Source organism: Micromonospora sp. NPDC050784, assembly GCF_044456765.1.
In the GTDB taxonomy this organism is placed as follows: Bacteria; Actinomycetota; Actinomycetes; order Mycobacteriales; family Micromonosporaceae; genus Micromonospora; species Micromonospora foliorum.
Genome location: NZ_JBITGG010000026.1, coordinates 64,399 through 79,241 on the forward strand (window position 1 = coordinate 64,399; position 14,843 = coordinate 79,241).

Annotated in this window: 17 protein-coding genes; 6 read left to right on the forward strand and 11 right to left on the reverse strand. The window is 70.7% G+C overall.

Translation table 11 applies throughout. From position 1 onward, the window contains the following. Positions 1 to 2 precede the first annotated feature (2 nt). Together ACIBD9_RS28340 and ACIBD9_RS28345 are read right to left on the reverse strand one after the other, a co-directional pair. Positions 3 to 764, reverse strand: coding sequence for a hypothetical protein (locus ACIBD9_RS28340; RefSeq protein WP_396722208.1), 762 nt, complete (start codon positions 762 to 764; stop codon positions 3 to 5). Further along, the gene (locus tag ACIBD9_RS28345; RefSeq protein ID WP_396722209.1) at positions 761 to 1,261 is read right to left on the reverse strand and encodes a SigE family RNA polymerase sigma factor; all 501 of its coding nucleotides are present in this window, start codon (positions 1,259 to 1,261) and stop codon (positions 761 to 763) included. The genes ACIBD9_RS28340 and ACIBD9_RS28345 overlap by 4 nt, the downstream gene beginning before the upstream one ends. Before the next feature lie 137 nt (positions 1,262 to 1,398). Between ACIBD9_RS28345 and ACIBD9_RS28350 the strand changes: the two genes are divergently transcribed. Further along, positions 1,399 to 2,229 (forward strand): DUF3152 domain-containing protein, encoded by an 831-nt coding sequence (locus ACIBD9_RS28350; protein ID WP_396722210.1) that lies wholly within the window; start codon positions 1,399 to 1,401, stop codon positions 2,227 to 2,229. 12 nt (positions 2,230 to 2,241) lie between these two features. On the opposite strand, the gene ACIBD9_RS28355 is transcribed toward ACIBD9_RS28350, so the two are convergent. Together ACIBD9_RS28355 and ACIBD9_RS28360 are read right to left on the reverse strand one after the other, a co-directional pair. Next, positions 2,242 to 2,889 (reverse strand): hypothetical protein, encoded by a 648-nt coding sequence (locus ACIBD9_RS28355; RefSeq protein WP_396722212.1) that lies wholly within the window; start codon positions 2,887 to 2,889, stop codon positions 2,242 to 2,244. Between the two features lie 125 nt (positions 2,890 to 3,014). Beyond that, positions 3,015 to 4,196 (reverse strand): snapalysin family zinc-dependent metalloprotease, encoded by a 1,182-nt coding sequence (locus ACIBD9_RS28360; RefSeq protein WP_396722259.1) that lies wholly within the window; start codon positions 4,194 to 4,196, stop codon positions 3,015 to 3,017. Positions 4,197 to 4,437: 241 nt separating this feature from the next. Here ACIBD9_RS28360 and ACIBD9_RS28365 point away from each other — a divergent pair, with 241 nt between their 5' ends. Continuing rightward, a complete protein-coding gene (locus ACIBD9_RS28365; protein ID WP_396722213.1) occupies positions 4,438 to 5,001 on the forward strand; it encodes a hypothetical protein in 564 nt (187 codons plus the stop codon). A gap of 60 nt (positions 5,002 to 5,061) precedes the next feature. Here ACIBD9_RS28365 and ACIBD9_RS28370 read toward each other — a convergent pair whose 3' ends face one another. Next, positions 5,062 to 6,039 (reverse strand): GlxA family transcriptional regulator, encoded by a 978-nt coding sequence (locus ACIBD9_RS28370; RefSeq protein WP_396722214.1) that lies wholly within the window; start codon positions 6,037 to 6,039, stop codon positions 5,062 to 5,064. A 147-nt stretch (positions 6,040 to 6,186) separates the two neighbouring features. Between ACIBD9_RS28370 and ACIBD9_RS28375 the strand changes: the two genes are divergently transcribed. From ACIBD9_RS28375 to ACIBD9_RS28385, 3 genes are all read left to right on the forward strand, one after another. Next, complete coding sequence (locus ACIBD9_RS28375) at positions 6,187 to 6,825, forward strand: HD domain-containing protein (RefSeq protein WP_396722216.1); 639 nt, start codon at positions 6,187 to 6,189, stop codon at positions 6,823 to 6,825. Positions 6,826 to 6,835: 10 nt separating this feature from the next. After that, positions 6,836 to 7,786 (forward strand): NADP-dependent oxidoreductase, encoded by a 951-nt coding sequence (locus tag ACIBD9_RS28380; protein WP_396722217.1) that lies wholly within the window; start codon positions 6,836 to 6,838, stop codon positions 7,784 to 7,786. A 111-nt stretch (positions 7,787 to 7,897) separates the two neighbouring features. Further along, positions 7,898 to 9,166, forward strand: a complete 1,269-nt coding sequence (locus ACIBD9_RS28385; RefSeq protein WP_396722219.1) for a nucleotide disphospho-sugar-binding domain-containing protein — start codon at positions 7,898 to 7,900, stop codon at positions 9,164 to 9,166. Between the two features lie 15 nt (positions 9,167 to 9,181). Here ACIBD9_RS28385 and ACIBD9_RS28390 read toward each other — a convergent pair whose 3' ends face one another. The 6 genes from ACIBD9_RS28390 to ACIBD9_RS28415 all read right to left on the reverse strand — a co-directional run bounded on the left by ACIBD9_RS28390 (position 9,182) and on the right by ACIBD9_RS28415 (position 13,983). After that, positions 9,182 to 9,760: a dihydrofolate reductase family protein gene (locus ACIBD9_RS28390; RefSeq protein WP_396722221.1), complete on the reverse strand. Its 579-nt coding sequence runs from the start codon at positions 9,758 to 9,760 to the stop codon at positions 9,182 to 9,184. Continuing rightward, positions 9,757 to 10,956 (reverse strand): RNA polymerase sigma factor, encoded by a 1,200-nt coding sequence (locus ACIBD9_RS28395; RefSeq protein WP_396722223.1) that lies wholly within the window; start codon positions 10,954 to 10,956, stop codon positions 9,757 to 9,759. Before ACIBD9_RS28395 ends, ACIBD9_RS28390 begins: the two co-directional genes overlap by 4 nt. 20 nt (positions 10,957 to 10,976) lie before the next feature. Then, on the reverse strand, positions 10,977 to 11,330 hold the full coding sequence (locus ACIBD9_RS28400; protein WP_396722225.1) for a YciI family protein: 354 nt from the start codon (positions 11,328 to 11,330) through the stop codon (positions 10,977 to 10,979). Between the two features lie 350 nt (positions 11,331 to 11,680). Beyond that, a complete protein-coding gene (locus ACIBD9_RS28405) occupies positions 11,681 to 12,643 on the reverse strand; it encodes a hypothetical protein (protein ID WP_396722227.1) in 963 nt (320 codons plus the stop codon). 55 nt (positions 12,644 to 12,698) lie between these two features. After that, positions 12,699 to 13,526, reverse strand: a complete 828-nt coding sequence (locus tag ACIBD9_RS28410) for a peptidoglycan-binding protein (protein WP_396722229.1) — start codon at positions 13,524 to 13,526, stop codon at positions 12,699 to 12,701. A 100-nt stretch (positions 13,527 to 13,626) separates the two neighbouring features. Continuing rightward, on the reverse strand, positions 13,627 to 13,983 hold the full coding sequence (locus ACIBD9_RS28415; protein WP_396722231.1) for an L-rhamnose mutarotase: 357 nt from the start codon (positions 13,981 to 13,983) through the stop codon (positions 13,627 to 13,629). Positions 13,984 to 14,149: 166 nt separating this feature from the next. On the opposite strand from ACIBD9_RS28415, the gene ACIBD9_RS28420 reads away from it, so the two are divergent. Next, on the forward strand, positions 14,150 to 14,830 hold the full coding sequence (locus tag ACIBD9_RS28420; protein ID WP_396722232.1) for a response regulator: 681 nt from the start codon (positions 14,150 to 14,152) through the stop codon (positions 14,828 to 14,830). Positions 14,831 to 14,843: the final 13 nt, after the last annotated feature.

Below are 14,843 nucleotides of genomic sequence, written 5' to 3' on the forward strand. Positions count from 1 at the left end.
CGTCAGAGTCGGCCGCCGCTGGCGTCGCGGGCGATGATGCCGTCCAGCCGCTCCCCCGGCGTGAGCTTCGCCGGGTCGAACCAGAAGACCGCCACCTGCTTGTCGACACTCCATCGCACCACTCGGGCATCGACCTGTCGACCGCCGACCGTGCCGATGATCCGCTTGGCGGGGCCGACGAAGTAGCCGAAGGTGGGCACCGGCGCCGCAGCCGAGCGCTCGTCGTAGCCGATCTGGTGGAACCCGGCGCGGCGGTCGCTGCCTTCGACGTCGTTGACCAGGATGTCCGTGCTCAACGAGCCGTCCGAAGCCTGGCGACCGGCGGCCAGTCCGATGGACACCTTGGGCACGCCGGGCACGGACACCCGGACGAAGTAGTAGACCCGACGCTCGGCGCCGTGCCGCACCCCGCTGTCCACGATCTGGCCGAGGGGCTTCGGTGGCGGCTCGTCGCGGCCCACCGTCGGCGGTGGCGTGGAGTCCAGCGACTCCTCCGCCCACGGCGACGCACTCACCGACGGTGGAGCGACGGCGACCGGCGCTGGGTGCTCGGTCGGCGCCGGGTCGCCCGGCCCGGACGCGCCGACCACCACCACGGCGACCACGGCGGCCAGGCTGGTCGCGAGCGTCGCCGCCGCGGCTCCGGCGACGCGCCGACGGGTACGCAGCCGGCGTCCCTCGCGCATCACGGTGTCCAGGTCGAGCACGGGGTCGGGGCGCTCGGTCGCCCGCATCGCGTGGCGGAGCCGTTCCAGCTCGCTCATCTGCGCGCCTCCTCATCAGCCGTTCGGGGCGCGGCGCTGCGCAACTTCTCCAGCGCTCGGGAACTGGTGCTCTTGACCGTGCCGACGGATACGGAGAGTTCGCGGGCCACCTGCGCCTCCGGCAGGTCGAAGTAGTAGCGCAGGACGACGATGGCGCGCTCCCGGGGGCTGAGCGCACCGAGGATGGTGACCAACCAGCGCCGGGTGGCCACGTCGTCGGCCACGTCGCCACGCCGTTGTTCCGGCACCTCGTCGGTCGGGTACTCCCGCATCGGCCGTCGCCACCCGTCGACCAGGTGGTTGACCAGCGTGCGGCGGGCGTACCCGTAGGCGTCGTCGTCGTGGATCCGCGACCACGACGCGTAGGTGCGGACCAGGGCGGTCTGCGCGGCGTCCTCGGCCTGGTGGTGGTCGCCGGTCATCAGGAACGCGGCGTGCACCAGTCGCGCGGACGCCGCCCGCGCGAACTCGACGAAATCCGCGTCCCCCCGCGCCACCGCGAACCCTCCCCGTGCCACAGAGCCAGAGACGGGCGAGGCCGGCAAAAGGTTGAGCCTGAGTCACATCAACTTTTCGCCACGCTCACCCGTCTTCTCCTCCGCGCCGCCGCCGAGCGACGCGCGAGGGGAGAGACATGTCGACGAAGGTTACCCGCCGCTGGGGTCCCGCCCCGATGGCGTCGCTGCTGGTGGTGGCCCTGCTCACCGGATGCGGCCTGCCCGCGGCCGGGCAGCCCGCCACCGACCCGGTCGCCGCCGGACCGCTGCCCAGCCTGTCGACGACACCCACTGGTCGGCCGACCGTGACCACCGAGGTCCGACCCGGTTCCGCGCCCGTCGTCCCGGTGAGCTACCCCGCCACCGGCGGGAACCGCTGGTCGGTGGCGCCCGGCGAGACCACGCCCGGACGCGCGACGACCGGCCGGTTGCTGCGCTACCGGGTCGTCGTGGAGCGCGACATCCGGGGCCTGCCGGCGGCGGACGCCGCGACGGCGATCACCACCACGTTGAACGACCCACGCGGGTGGACGGCGGGCGGGGCGTGGCGGCTGCGCCGGGTCGGTGCCGGCGAGCCGAGCGACTTCACCATCTACCTGGCGACCCCCGGCACCCGCGACACCCTCTGCCAGGACGTGCCGGACGCCTACACCTCGTGCCGTAACGGCGGCCGGGTGGTGCTCAACGTGGCGCGCTGGGTCAAGGGGGTGCCGGGATACGGCGCGACCGTGGAGACCTACCGGCAGTACATGGTCAACCACGAGGTGGGGCACAAGCTCGGGTACGGCCACGAGCGGTGCCCCGGGCGGGGCCGACCGGCGCCGGTGATGCAGCAGCAGACGCTGGGCCTGCACGGCTGCACCGCGAACGCCTGGCCGTACCCGAAGGGCAAGGACCGCTACAGCGGCCCGGTCGGGGCGTACGACGACGAGATCCCCCGGCGCGAGGGTGCCTACTCGGCGTCGTGAGGCCGGGGTCGCTCAGGTTCGTCGGCGGCGTTCCTGTTCGAGTCGCTCGTCCTGCCGGCCCATCTCGTAGATGGCGTTGAGGCTGGTCGGCAACCGGCTGACGTTGTCCGGCACCGGGCCGAGATCCGGTGCCGGGCCGGATTCCGGTACCGGGCCGGGGTCCGGTGCGGCGGCGGGGACCGGGGCCCGGCGACGCACGAGCAGCAGCGCCAGCACCGCGAGGAGCGCCACGACCAGCAGGTACGACACGGGTGGCCAGGCATGCCGGGTGGGGTTGGCCAGCGCCGGCGGGAGGGTCGGCGTGGGGGTGTCGCCGTCGCGCCCGGGCACGGCGGCCTCGCGGCTGCCGGTGCCAGCGGTGTGGCGATCGGGGACGGCGGGTGCGGGGACACCGCCCGCCGAACCGGCGGGCACGGGGATCGCGATGGGGTCGGCCGGGCTGGGCTGATTGGCGACCGGTGGCCGACTCGGCGTGGACGCCCCGGTGGGGGCGACGCTCGGCGTCGGTGCGGCACTGGGCGTGCCGCCGCCGAGCAGGTCGTCGACGATCTGGCCGACGCCACCGATGATGTCACCGAGCGGGTCCGCGGTGGCCGACGGGGATGGCGCGGGCGCGGGCGCGAGGGCGAGGGTCAGCGCGAGGACGACGACGGTAGGCATGACGCCACCTCCGATGTGCCGATATGCCACGCACCGTACCGCATCGTGGGACCGGGTGGGTGCCCCCGGCACACCGGGGCGGGGGCACGCCTGGCACTCGCCCCCGCCCGCGACGTCCCTGATGGTCAGACGGGCAGGCCACCCACCTGAGTGGAGATCCACGATCGGATCGACGGCAGGTCGACGTAGATCGACGGGCCGGTGGCGCAGGTGGAGTTGTTGTTGCCGGCCCGACTCGTGGCGCCGATCAGGTTCCACACTCCGTTGACCCGGCGCACCTGCGGCCCGCCCGAGTCGCCGTAGCAGGCGCCGGAGTTGCCGTTGGTGTTGTTGGTGCAGATCTCGTACGGGCCGTTGATGCCGGAGCACCGAGTGTCGGCCACGATGGACGTGTCCAGTTCGTTGGCCACCGCCGGAGCCGACCCGCAGCCCCGCGGGGCGCAGGTCTGACCCCAGCCGATGATCCGGGTGGCGGTGCCGACCGCGCCGGAGGTGCTCGGGATCGGGGCCGGCGCGTACGTGACCGAGCTGGCCAGTTGCAGCAGCTTGACGTCGACGCTCGGGTGGTTGACCGCACGGGTCACCCGCACCACGGTCCCGCCGCTGGAGCGGTTGACGCTGCCCACCCGCACCGAGGACGGCGTCGAGCAGTGCTTGGCGGTGACCGCCCAGTTGCCCTTGATCAGCGTGCCGGTGCAGCCGGAGACGTAGACCATGAACGGGTAGTTCTCCGAGGCCGGCCGGCCGCCGACCACCATCGGCTCGACGTCCGAGGCGCCGGTCCAGGTGTATGTCGTGTTGGACGGCGCGGCCAGAGTGCCGGCGAACAGCGAGTTCACCCGGCTCGCCTCGGCCGCGCTGGGGTTCGCGTTGCGGCAGGAGACCGGGGCGCTGCTGCCGGACATCAGGTCGGAGCAGAGGCCGGTGCGCCGGTCCGGCAGGCCCAGGATGTGGCCGACTTCGTGGGTGGCGATGCGGGTGCGGTCGTAGCCCTGGTTGACGGCCGTGCGGCCCATCCAGATGCGGCCCGAGCCGAGGCCGGTCGGTTGCGCGCGGGGCCAGCCGTCGTCGACGTAGATGGTGATGCTGGCCGGGGTGCCGGCCAGCAGCCGGACGTTGCTGACCCGGCTGTTCCAGATCTGTGCCGCCTGGTCGAAGTTGGTACGGAACTCGCCGGTCCGGCTCGCGTCGTAGTAGACGGTCCGTACGGCGGCCGCCGGCGCACCGGTGGTGAGCTGCACCCCCGCCGCGGCCAGGATCGCCACCAGCATGGCCAGCGCCGCGCGTCTCAGTTGTCCTCGGAACATCCGGTACTCCCCTGCGGTCGTCCGGCGACCATCGGCCACCGGGTCATCGATACGCATAGATATTAATGTGACGGCGATCGGTGTTCGGCATAGCGGAAGCGTCATACCGACGATGTGGAGGCTGTTACGCAGCGGTTACGCCGCGGCGAAGTGGCTGTGCCAGGGCAGGACGACGGTGACGGCAGAGGGTCACCGGCAGCGCCGCCGCGACGTGACCCCGATACCGAACGGAGAAACCACCATGAGGATCAGGGGCGCACTGACCGCGTTGGCGGTCGTCCTCGCCGGGCTGGTCGCCAGCGCCGGCAGCAGCACCGCAGCCGGCACCACGACCGCGTCGGCGTACTGCGGGATCACCTGGGGCAGCGCGGAGAAGGCCGCCGGCACGCTGAGCGACGCCCCACTGGTCGACGTCCGCACCGGCCGGCACGACTGCTACGACCGGGTGGTGTTCGAGTTCGCCGGCCCGGTCGACGGGTACGCGATCGGCTACGGCGAGACGTGGACCGAGGGCGAAGGGCTGGCGCTGTCGCCGTACACCGCCGGGGGCGCACTGCTGCGGATCTCGCTGCGGGCCCCGGCGTACGACGACGACCACCTGGGCACCGTGCCCTACGCGGTCGGCGAGCACGTGGCGAACCTGCTGCGCTACCCGACGCTGCGCGACGTGGTCTTCGGCGGCAGCTTCGAGGGCTACAGCACCTTCGCGGTCGGCGTACGCGCGCGGTTGCCGTTCCGGGTGCTCGTGCTCGCCGGCCCCGGCACCCACAGCCGGGTGGTGCTCGACGTCGCCCACCAGTGGTGATCGGAGCCGACCGGTCCGCTTGGCTGTCCGCCCGCCTGCGGCGGATGGCCAAGCGAAGCACTAACCCGGCTCGGCGCGGCGAGCCGTACCGAACCGGCGTTGGTAGGCGGCCGGGCTGATCGACAGCTTCCTGGCGAAGACCCGTCGCATGCTCTCGTAGCTCGGGAACCCGGCGAGGGTCGCGGCCTGCGTCGCGGTGTGGCCCTGGTCGAGCAGCGCCCTCGCCAGGTCGAAGCGGATGTTCTCCACGTAGCGGGCCGGCGTGGTGGACAACTCGTCGTGGAAGAGCCGGGTGAGCTGCCGGGTGCTCACGTTGAGGTGCTTGGCGAGCGCGGTGAGCGAGTGGTCCCCACGGGGGTTCGCCGTCACCACGTCGGTGATTCTCCGCAGCTCCGCAGACCGGGGCGGCGGTCCCTGCAGCGGCGCGGAGAACTGGGACTGGCCGCCCGCACGCTGCATGTACACCACCAGGGCGCGTGCGACGTCACGCGCCAGGTCGGGCCCGTGGTTCTCTTCGACGAGCGCGAGCGCCAGGTCGATACCGGCCGTCACCCCCGCCGAGGTGTACGTGGTGCCGTCGCGGACGTAGATGGCGTCCGGCTCGACGCGGCACGCTGGATACCGGGTGGCGAGCTCGTGCGCGACCTGCCAGTGCGTCGTCGCACGCTTGCCGTCGAGGACACCGGCGGCGGCGAGGACGAACGCTCCGGTGCAGATCGAAGCGACCCTTCCCGCCACCGCCGCCGGTACGCGTACGGCGTCCGCCAGGTCGGCGGGCACCTGGGCGCGCGGATAGTGGTCGGACCCGGCCACCAGTAGCGTGTCGAAGGCGGGCTCGGCGGAGACGGCGCCGTCAACCGCCAGCCGAACCCCGAGACTCGACGTGACATCCGCACCGGTCGGCGACAGCAGCACGATCCGGTAGTCGGCGCCGAAGCGGTTCGCCTCCTTGAACACCTCCGCCGGACCGGCGACATCCAACAACGTCACCCCGTCGTAGACGAAGATCGCGACGCGATGCGGACCGGTGTTCAGCACCGCTCATTGGTAGCACGCCATTACCGGCCGTGAACCGTGTCCGGATATGAGGGATTCCTGGCCGGACGAGGGCGGCGGCGTACGACGATCGCTAGGCAGCATGGAGGACGTCAGCACGTCAGCACACTGCCGGAAAGGTCGGAGGACATGTCAGAGGTCATCGGGGGGCTGGAGATTCCTGAGACGGCGGCGGTAGCCGAAGCAACCAGGCATATCCAGGAAACGACCAGACCGGTCATCTACCACCACTCCCGCCGGGTTTTCCTCTTCGGTCTGATTCACGCTCACCGGCTCGGCGTGAAACCGGATCCGGAACTGCTCTATCTGGCGGCCATGTTCCACGACACCGGCCTCCTGACCCCGTTCTCCGACGTCGAGCAGCGCTTCGAGATCGACGGCGCCGACCACGCGCGCGCGTTCCTGCTGGGCCGGGGTTTCTCCTCTGCCGCCGCCGAGACCGTGTGGACGGCGATCGCGCTGCACACCTCGCCCGGCATTCCCGACCGGATGGGCCCGGAGATCGCGACCACGTACCTTGGCGTCCTGACCGACGTGCTCGGCCTCGGTCTGGACGGGCTGGAACATGATCAGCTGGGCGACATCCTCGCCGCCCATCCACGAGGGGACTTCAAGAACGAGTTCCTGCGAGCCCACGTCGACGGGCTGAAGAACCGCCCCGAGACCACCAACGGCACCGTGAACTCCGACATCCTCGAACACTTCATCCCCGGTTTCCAGCGCGTGACGACGGTCGAACGGATCGTCGGTTCGCCCTGGCCGAGTTGATCGGACGCCCATGCGAGCGATCACCGTACGCGACCGTGCGGCGGGTGTCGGCGGGCTCACCCTGACCGACGTGCCGTACCCCCATGCCGCGGAGAACGACGTCATCGTGCGCGTCCACGCCGCGGGTTTCACCCCGGGGGAACTCGACTGGCCGGGGACGTGGTCCGATCGCGCCGGCCGCGACCGGACACCCAGCATCCCCGGGCACGAGCTGTCCGGAGTCGTGGTCGAACTCGGCTACGGGACCACCGGCCTCACCGTGGGCCAGCGGGTGTTCGGACTGACCGACTGGGCGCGTGACGGTTCCCTGGCCGAATACACCGCGGTGGAGGCCCGCAACCTCGCCCCGCTCGCGGCCGACATCGACCACTCGGTGGCCGCGGCGCTGCCCATCTCGGGACTGACCGCATGGCAGGCACTGTTCGACCATGCCCACCTCGCGACGGGCCAGACCGTCCTCATCCACGGTGCCGCGGGCGGCGTCGGCTCGATCGCCGTCCAACTCGCGCGGGAGGTGGGCGCCAACGTGATCGGCACCGGCCGCGCCGACGACCGTGAACTCGCGCTCACCCTCGGCGCGCAGACCTTCGTCGACCTGGCCGCCGACGATCTGCACCAGGTCGGCGAGGTCGACGTGGTGCTCGACGTCATCGGCGGCGAGATCCTCCAGCGATCGACCGACCTGGTACGCCCGGGCGGCACGGTCGTCACCATCGCCGCGCCGCCGACCGTGCAGCCAAAGGACGGGCGAGCCATCTTCTTCGTCGTCGAGCCGGACCGCGCCCGGTTGATCGACCTCGCCCAGCGCCTCCGGTCCGGACGGCTCAAACCCATCGTCGGCGCCGTCCGGCCGCTGTCCGAAACGGCCTCGGCATTCGCCCGTCACCACCGTGCGCCGGGCAAGACGATCATCCAGATCGCGGACGGACAAGCACCGCGGCACCCGAACCCGGACAGCTGACTCACGAGGGTGCCGACGGGCCGGGCGGTGGTTCCGGTCGGGTGACCGCGTCGACAGGAGGAGACCTGCATGGCCAAGGTAATAGTTGGAGCGACCCCCTTTCAGGGGCACGTGAGCCCCGTCCTCACGGTCGCGGCGGACCTGGTCAGACGTGGTCACGAGGTGGTCGTGTACACCGGATCCCGGTTCGAGGAGCGCGCTCTGGCGATCGGAGCGCGGTTCCAGGCGCTACCTCCCGAAGCCGACCTCGACGACCGGAGGTTGGACATCCTCTTTCCGGTACGGGCCACACTGCCGCCAGGGCCGGCGCAGCTGTCGTTCGACTTCGAGAACTTCTTCCTGGGCCACCTGCCCGCGCAGCTGCAGGGTCTGCGGGCGCTGCTGGCCGACTTCCCCGCGGATGTGGTGCTGGGTGAGCTCGGGTTCTGGTCGATACCGGTGCTCAGCCTCTGCTCGGCGGCGGAGGAACGCCCGACGCTCGTGACGCTGGGCTCGATCCCCCTGTTAATCCAGAGCGACGACACCCCGGCGTTCGGCCCCGGAATACTGCCGACGTCGGGCGAGGAGGCACGCGCCCGCAACCGAGCGATGAACGCCGAGGTACGCCAGATCTTCGCCGCTCTGCAGACATTCGCCGAAGCAACGCTCGAGTCGTTGGGCGTGACGCTACCGGACTACCTCTTCGACGCGCCCTTCCGCCGTACGGACCACTACCTGCAGCTGACCGTGCCCGGCTTCGAGTACCCCCGCCGCGACCTTCCGGCGCACCTCCGCTTCGTCGGTACACTTCCTCCGGCACGCGATGGCGGCTACGAGGAGCCGGCCTGGTGGCCTGAGCTGTCGTCCGGCCGGCCGGTGGTTGTCGTCACCCAGGGAACTGTCGCCAACAGTGATCTGAACGACCTGGTCATCCCCACGGTGCTCGCCCTTGCCGATCTCGACGTCCTCGTGGTGGCCGCCACCGCACGGGAGGACGGTCCAGCCGTGGTACGCCAAGCCCTGCACGACGTGCCGGACAACGTGCGGCTGGCCAGCTTCGTACCGTTCGACCGGCTGCTCCCGCACGCCGACGCCCTGGTCACCAACGGCGGCTACGGCGGGGTGCAGACCGCCCTCTACCACGGAGTGCCGTTGGTGACCGCCGGTGCCAGCGAGGACAAGCCGGAGGTGGCCGCCCGCGTCGAGTGGACCGGCACCGGAGTCAATCTGCGCACCAGCACGCCGGGGACCACCGAGTTGCGCGCGGCGTTGCAGACGGTGCTGAACGACCCCGGCTACCGCTCCCAGGCGGAGGTCTTGGCCAAGGAGATGGGCCAGTACGACCCGTTCGACGCGATCGCCGACATCATCGACGGGGTCGCGTCTCCCAGGCAGAGGTAGCGGCGCGTGGACGGTTCAGACGTGCAGGGTCGGCCGGTAGATGAGCTCCTGGGTGCGGCCGTCGAGGGTCCGGCTCTCGACCAGTTCCAGGTCGAAGTCGGCCGCCCCCTCGAAGATCGGCTCGGTTCCGGTCTTCCCGGTGATCACCGGGAAGACCGTCACCTGGACGAGGTCGACCAGCCCGGCGGCCATCAGCGCCCGGTTCAACGACAGGCTGCCGTGCGATCGCAGGGGCACATCGGACTCCTCCTTGAGCCGGGCGACGACGTCCACGGCGTCACCGCGCAGGACTGTCGCGTCCGGCCAGTCGAGGGGGCCCTCCAACGTGTTCGACACCACGGTCGCCGGGAGGCTCCTCATCCGGGTCACCCAGGCGTCGCGGACATCGGACTCCTCGGTGCTCGCGGCCAGCATCTGCGCGAACACGCGGTACGTCTTGGCCCCGAACACCATGCGCTGCTCCGCGCCGTACAGGGCCAGGCGGTGGGCAAGCAGTTCGGGGCCCTGCTTGCCCCAGTAGCCGCCCCAGTTTCCGCTGGTGGTGCCGAAGCCGTCGAGGCTGGAAAAGACGTCGATGGTGTAGGTAGCGGTCATGATGCTCTCCATTCACGGGTGAGTTCGGTGCGGCGGGTCTGCAGGTAGGCCCGCTCGGTCTCATTTGTGGCAAGTGCCGCGGCCTGGTCGTAGGCGGCTCGGGCCTCGTCGTCGCGTCCGAGTCGGGCCAGCAGTTCGGCTCGGGTGGCGGGCAGCCGGTGGTAGCCCGGGAGGTCGACGCCCTCCAAGGCGGCGAGGGCCACCGCCGGCCCGTGCACCTCGGCGACGGCGACCGCGCGGTTGAGCGCCACGACCGGGCTTGGCGCGAGCGCGAGGAGCTGGTCGTACAGTGCCAGGACCTGTGGCCAGTCGGTGGCCGCGCCGTCGGTGTGCACCGCGCTGATCGCGGCCTGGATCTGGTACGGGCCGGGACGATTGCGGCGCAGGCAACGACGGACCAGGTCATGGCCCTCGGCGATGAGCGGCCGGTTCCACAGTGACCGGTCCTGGTCGGCCAGCAGCACCAGTTCGCCGTCCGGGTCGAGCCGGGCCGGGCGGCGCGCCTCGGTCAGCAGCAACAGGGCGAGCAGGCCCAGGACCTCGGGCTCGTCGGGCATCAACGTGGCGAGTTCGCGGGCGAGCCGGATCGCCTCGGCGCACAGGTCCGTTCTGATCAACGGGCCGGCGGTGGACGTGTAGCCCTCGTTGAACATCAGGTAGAGCACGGCGAGCACCGGCGGCAGCCGGTCCGGCAGCTCATGTTCGGCGGGCACCCGGTACGGGATGGCGGCATCGCGGATCTTCTTCTTGGCGCGCACGATCCGCTGGGCGACGGTCGCCTCCTGGACCAGGTAGGCGCGGGCGATCTCCGGCACCTCAAGTCCGCCGAGCAGGCGCAGCGTGAGCGCCGTTCGCGCCTCCGGAGCGAGCGCCGGGTGGCAACAGGTGAAGATGAGTCGCAACTGGTCGTCCTTCACCGGTCCCACCTCTCGTGGCTCGTCCTGGCGGTGCAGCAGCAGGGCCTGGGCGTGCCGGGCCTCACGGGTCGACTCCCGCCGGAGCCGGTCGACGGCCCGGTTGCGAGCGGTGGTCACGATCCAGGCGCCCGGGTTCGGCGGCGGGGTCTGCCACTTCTGCAGCGCCGTGGTGAAGGCGTCCTGGACGGCCTCCTCGGCGAGGTTGATGTCGCCGAGGAGGCGGGCCAGGGTGGCGACGCAGCGGCCGTACTCCGCGCGGTAGATGCTCGCCAGGTCCATGTCGGGAGACCGGCTCCTGGTCAGGCCTGGGACAGGTCGTCGAAGGGGCGCACCTCGACCGGGCCACAGGCCGCCGCGCACCTCTCGGCCCAGGCCAGCGCCGCGTCCAGGTCCGCGCACTTGATGACCCAGAAACCGGCGATGTGCTCCTTGGTCTCGGCGAACGGCCCGTCGCTCATGGTGGCGGTGCCGTTCTCGACCCGGACGACGGTGGCGCTGTCCGGTGCCGTGAGCCCTCCGGCGAAGACCCAGGCGCCGGCGGCCTGCATGTCGTCGTTGATACGGCCGGTCTCCCTGAACATGATCTGCGTCTCCTCGTCGGACGGCGTCGGCGCGCCCTCGACGTAGTGCACGGACAGCAGGTACTGCTTCATGACGATCCTCCGGTAACTCGATGGCTGGTTGGATGGCGACAGGTCACGCGGCCAGGCAGCGCGCCACAGCGGGGATCACGACGTGGTGGCGTGGGACGTGTTCGCGGTGGCGGTCATCGTGCCCTCCAGTGGGTGTACGGCCCGTTGCGATGCCGGGCTCTCACCAGGGCTACGAACTGAACCGGTCCCAATCGACAAGCACGCCCACATTTTTGTCGAAGATTTTTGACTTCGGTGTGAGACGAGGCATTCTCGGGACATAGCGGACGAGCCCGGACCACCGATTCTCGCAGCTCGGCCGGCCGGCGGCACCGCACGCCGCTCGGCCTGCGGTGCCGCCGGGTGGGTCGTCAGTAGTTCACGTAGGCGGTCACGGCGCGGTGCTCGGAGTACTCACCGCCGGTCATCGACGGCGTGACGGTCGCGGCGTTGCTGAAGCCGTTGCCGCTCTTGACCAGCAGGAAGTCGATCCGCCGACTGCCGTTGGTGTCGTACGCCGAGGAGCAGTCACGGCTGCCGCACTTCTCGGCGATCGGGTCGCGGTACCCGTCGGCCTTGCCGTCGTTCCACCAGCCCGCGTCCTCGGGCTCGGCGTTGGCATCACCCGCGACGATCTTCAGGGCGCCGCCGAGGCGGTCCATCGCCTCGTCGGCCTCCTTGATGTTCTCGGCGGCGCACAGCGGGCCGTGCCAGGTGTTGGTAGGCCAGTGGATCGAGGCGACCGACACGTCCTCGTTGCGGACGTTGTCGTGCAGCCGGACGGCGATGTTGTGGACGCGGTCCTGGCTGCTGCGCGTGGGTTCGAGGTTCTGGCACCCGCCGGTGCCGGCGTCGTAGTCCTCGGGGGCGTCGGATCGCCACCGGGTGGCGTCCTCGAACGTGAACCGGTCCGAGCGGTAGACGACCGCGTTGGTCTGCTGGTTCTTCAACTTGCCGCAGGTGCTGGTGTAACCCATCGAACCCGGGCTCGCGATCGCGATCTGTCCGGCGTATGTGCCGGGCAGTTCGTCGGAGAGGCGCTGCGTCAGGGTGTTGAGCTGCGCCTGGTTGGACACCTGCTGCACCGTGAAGATGTCCGGGCTCAACGGCCGGCCCTTCAGGTAGGTGATCAGACGGTCCCAGCTGTACCCGTCCGCACAGGAGGACGGCAGCCAGTTCTCGATGTTGTTGTTGTAGACCACCAGGTAACTCGTCGACGTGTTCACGGCCGCCTGGGCCCCGGTCGAACTGGCGACGCTGACCGCCGCGGTCGTCAGGACCGTGGTGAGCACGGCGACGGTGCCGCGCAGGAAACGGCTACTACGAATGGACAACTTCACTCCTCTGTACGCCGAACAGCCGGCATCAAGATGGGTGGACCGGTGGGCCTCAGAGCGTGCGCTGGTACTCCTCCCAGGTCCGCTTCGGGCTGACCGCCGGGCCATCATCGACGCCCCGGTTGGCCAGGCCGTTTCGACCGAGGTAATAGTCGCCGGCCTGGTTCTGCGCACCGGTCGACTGGTCGGTGTCGGAGAGCGCGATGGCGTGGATGTGGTAACCCCAGTCCCCCTGGGCCGGGGTCCGCAGCCACGCGGCAAAGCCCACCGTGCGCAGTCGACGCAGCAAGTCCGTCCGGACCGCCGAGGAGAGATTGCTGACCGAGAGGTCGAGCGCGCCGCCGCCGTCGTGCGTGCCGGCGGAGGCGCCCACACCGCTGCTGTACGAGCCCTGCGTGATGTCGAGCTGGCGGCCGAGCAGCCGTTCGGCCTCGAACAGCATCGACCTGGTGCGCGTGTTGACCTGCACACCGCGCAGGGTCACCACGCTGCCGGGCGAGATCTCCCTGGCCACTGTGTACCGCCCCTCGCCGAGCGACCGCAGCGATGACGGGCCGGGAAGACCTGTCGCGTCGAGACCGGTGTAGCCGAGGGACCGCTGGTACGCGGCGTACGCGGCGATCGTGCTGGTGCCGAAGTGACCGTCGACGTACGCCGACGAGAGCAGCCCTCTCGCCTGGAGCGCCCGCTCCACCAGCAGGACGCTGTCCTTGGCCCCCTCGGTCAGCGCGGTGTCCGGCCGACGCGGGTCGATCTGCGCCGCCTTGATCAGCGCCTCCATGTCCAGCTGCGGCAACGCGGCCGTGGCCGAGCCGGCCAGCGGTACGGCGCCGACCACGGCCGCACCGGCGGCGACGAGCAGGTTCCTTCTCGTGAGCACGCTTCCTCCGTAGGATATTGACCAATCCACATGATCGGATGAAGCTAGTCTTCAATGCGGGAGCTCAGTTGTCACCCCGCTGGGGCGTACGAACGTCGAGCTAGCCGTCCGCGCCCGGCCGGGTCGGGTCGGCTGCCTGCTCGGCCGCCTCGTCGGCGAGGTGCCAGACCTCGCGCATCGGGGCCCACCAGTCCCCCGAGCCGGGCTCGGCGATCGACTCCTGACAGGGGTCGGTCAGCTTCCACCACTCCTGCGTCTGCGGGTCCGCCGCGATCAGCCGCAGGTCAGCCTCGTAGTCGTCGCCGACGTACTCGTAGTAGCCGAAGAGCAGGTCGTCGTGGAGGAAGATGGTGTAGTTGCGGAAGTTCGCCTCGCGCAGAGTCTTCTCGACGCTCGGCCAGACCGCGGCGTGTAACCGCAGGTAGGTCTCTCGCTGCTCGGGGCGGAGTCGGATCACGCAGCCATGACGTTGCACGTCGTGCCCTTTCGTGTGAGCTGGTTTCAGGGGTGCCGAAGGCATTTGACCGTAGCGGTTGGACGGTGCCCGGAGAGGGCCAGCCGGCCGCCGATGTCGACCGTTCTACCAGGACTACGCACGGTGGCGCCGGGTCTACCCTCAGGTGATGAAGGGCCGCGTGCTGGTGGTCGAGGACGACTTCTCGATCCGGGAGGTCACCGCCCTCGGTCTGCGCCGCGCCGGTTTCCGGGTCGACACCGCCGTCGACGGGCGGCAGGCCCTGGCCGCGTTCCGCGCCCACCCGGTCGACCTCATCGTCCTCGACATCATGCTGCCGGGCCTGGACGGTCTGGAGGTCTGCCGGGAGATCCGGCGGACCAGTCAGGTGCCGATCCTGATGCTGACCGCGCGCACCGACACCATCGACGTGGTGGTCGGCCTGGAGTGCGGCGCGGACGACTACCTGCGCAAGCCCTTCGACCTGCCCGAGCTGGTGGCCCGGGTCCGCTCGGTGCTGCGCCGGGTGAGCGTGCCGGCCCCGTCGACGGTCATCGAGGTCGACGGCCTGGAGATCGACCCGGGCGGCTTCGTGGTCCGCCGGCACGGCCAAGAAGTGGCGCTCACCGCCACCGAGTTCCGCCTGTTGTTGGAGCTGGCCCGCCGACCCGGCCAGGTGTTCACCCGGGAGCTGCTGCTGGACCTGGTCTGGAACCACGACTTCCTCGGCGACTCCCGACTGGTCGACGTGGCGGTGCAGCGGCTACGCGCCAAGGTCGAGGACGACCCGGCGCAGCCGCGGCTGATCCGGACCGTGCGCGGCGCCGGCTACAAACTGTCGACGGGCTGACGGGGGGGGCGGC

Excerpts from the sequence above, each read along its gene's own strand:
- ACIBD9_RS28340 (WP_396722208.1), bottom strand. The coding sequence starts at position 764 with ATGAGCGAGCTGGAACGGCTCCGCCACGCGATGCGGGCGACCGAGCGC.
- ACIBD9_RS28350 (WP_396722210.1), top strand. The coding sequence starts at position 1,399 with ATGTCGACGAAGGTTACCCGCCGCTGGGGTCCCGCCCCGATGGCGTCG.
- ACIBD9_RS28355 (WP_396722212.1), bottom strand. The coding sequence starts at position 2,889 with ATGCCTACCGTCGTCGTCCTCGCGCTGACCCTCGCCCTCGCGCCCGCG.
- ACIBD9_RS28360 (WP_396722259.1), bottom strand. The coding sequence starts at position 4,196 with ATGTTCCGAGGACAACTGAGACGCGCGGCGCTGGCCATGCTGGTGGCG.
- ACIBD9_RS28365 (WP_396722213.1), top strand. The coding sequence starts at position 4,438 with ATGAGGATCAGGGGCGCACTGACCGCGTTGGCGGTCGTCCTCGCCGGG.
- ACIBD9_RS28375 (WP_396722216.1), top strand. The coding sequence starts at position 6,187 with ATGTCAGAGGTCATCGGGGGGCTGGAGATTCCTGAGACGGCGGCGGTA.
- ACIBD9_RS28380 (WP_396722217.1), top strand. The coding sequence starts at position 6,836 with ATGCGAGCGATCACCGTACGCGACCGTGCGGCGGGTGTCGGCGGGCTC.
- ACIBD9_RS28390 (WP_396722221.1), bottom strand. The coding sequence starts at position 9,760 with ATGACCGCTACCTACACCATCGACGTCTTTTCCAGCCTCGACGGCTTC.
- ACIBD9_RS28395 (WP_396722223.1), bottom strand. The coding sequence starts at position 10,956 with ATGGACCTGGCGAGCATCTACCGCGCGGAGTACGGCCGCTGCGTCGCC.
- ACIBD9_RS28400 (WP_396722225.1), bottom strand. The coding sequence starts at position 11,330 with ATGAAGCAGTACCTGCTGTCCGTGCACTACGTCGAGGGCGCGCCGACG.
- ACIBD9_RS28420 (WP_396722232.1), top strand. The coding sequence starts at position 14,150 with ATGAAGGGCCGCGTGCTGGTGGTCGAGGACGACTTCTCGATCCGGGAG.